Origin of the sequence: Eubacterium xylanophilum ATCC 35991 (assembly GCF_000518685.1) — a bacterium.
Classification (GTDB): domain Bacteria; phylum Bacillota; class Clostridia; order Lachnospirales; family Lachnospiraceae; genus Eubacterium_F; species Eubacterium_F xylanophilum.
In genome coordinates, this window is the sequence record NZ_JAEB01000046.1 from 1 (window position 1) to 1,770 (window position 1,770).

Genomic DNA, 1,770 nt, shown 5'->3' on the forward strand with positions numbered 1-1,770 from the left:
CTTCACTCATGGTGGATTGTCCAGATTATAGTGAGCAGAAGAAAATAGGAGAGTTCTTTGTTAATCTCGACAACCTTATCACCCTTCATCAGCGATATGGAAAAGCCAGAATTGTTTGATTCTGGCTTTTATAAATCGGCGTGCTTATGTTGTTAAGAGTTAAGATTTGAAAGTGAGCGCATAATAATATCGATATCCTTACTTTCAAGCTCTTGAATAATATGGAGATATGTTTTTTGTGTTGTTGTAATATTTGAATGCCCCAATCTCCGTGCTACGCTTGCAATAGAAACACCAGCAAAAAGCAGTATTGAAGCATGAGTATGTCTGAGTCCATGCATAGATATAATTGGAATGTTAACATTTTTGCAATGGCGTTCTAATGCAGAATTTATGGTTGAGTTGTATATTTTTTTGTTTATAAATATAGGTTTATCTTTTTCCAAATCTTTTAGTAGATCGGCAAATTGGATTACTGTTTGCCAATCTAAAGGGATTTTACGAACGGAAGATTGATTCTTAGTTGGAAGAAATCCGCCATTTCCTTTATAATCCCATGTTTTGGAAATAGAAAGAGTTTGGTGACTAAAATCAAAATCTTTTGGTGTAAGGGCCAAGGCTTCAGAAAATCTCATTCCAGTTTTTGCCACTAATAGAATTAACCAGTCTGTGTTAATTCTATTTGTAAGGTCTAAATCTTCTATAAGTTTATGAAGTTCATATTGGTTTAAATACTTTGTTTTCTTTTCACGTGGTTGTTTTCCCTTTATAATGGCTTTCCTGGTTGGATCTCGTGCGATTAGTCCCTCATCGACTGCATCTAGTATGGCGCATTTTAAGTGATGATGAAAATCCATGGTTGTTTGTCGTTCGTGGATTAAAGCATAATCATTTAGGAGTTTTTGATATGAGATTCGATCAAGATCACATATGCGTAATTGAGGTACAAGCCTCAAAAGCCATTGATAAGCCATATTGTACTTTTTCATAGTTACTGGACGGATAGCTCCTTCCTTGTATACGTTTATCCACTGTTTGTAGTAGTCACAAAACAATATATTTTGATTAGGAACTGTCGTTGTATTCATATGTAAGTCCTCCTTTTTTATACTTAATAAGCACGCCGATGAAGGGTGATAAGGTTGTCAAGGTTATTCAAATATGTTGAAATCTTTTTTTGTTCGTCCTTAGATGAAGGCATCTCGATAGATACTTCATCAAAAAATGCCTTTGTATCTACATTTAAAAGTCCATGATTTCTTGCCCCTTCAGCACAAATCATTGTTATGTCTGAATACCATTTAAGTGTATCAAAGAAACACTCCAGGTAATCTGATTCTATGTCATCAGATGTGATTCCAAAACAAATATACAATGTCGATAAACAGCCTTGTTCATAGGCATTGAGGCGCTTTATAGAACCATAATCATAACCATTTGAATAGCTCTTGTTGTATGCAAATTCTCCCTTCTTCAGAAGATAATAATTTGACATGTCCTTGGCTGCAACTACCTTATTAAAGAAGTCACGTTGATCAATCAGACCGTATTGTGACGCAATCGTGAGAGGCAGCTCTGATTCGCCATTTTTATTCTTTCTTGTGATTCTTTCACATAGCTCGCCAAGCTTACGCTGTTCCCAAGGAATTAATTGTAGGATAATTATATAATGCTTTCGCTGATGAAGGGTGATAAGGTTGTCGAGATTAACAAAGAACTCTCCTATTTTCTTCTGCTCACTATAATCTGGACAATCCACCATGAGTGAAG

The 1,770-nt window shown here is 35.4% G+C and carries 2 protein-coding genes; both read right to left on the reverse strand.

The genetic code is table 11. From position 1 onward, the window contains the following. Positions 1 to 152: 152 nt before the first annotated feature. Complete coding sequence (locus L877_RS0107250; RefSeq protein ID WP_026835487.1) at positions 153 to 1,088, reverse strand: site-specific integrase; 936 nt, start codon at positions 1,086 to 1,088, stop codon at positions 153 to 155. A 23-nt stretch (positions 1,089 to 1,111) separates the two neighbouring features. After that, positions 1,112 to 1,770, reverse strand: a 659-nt coding sequence (locus tag L877_RS12620) for a restriction endonuclease subunit S (RefSeq protein ID WP_242837133.1), incomplete at its 5' end; no start/stop codon positions are given.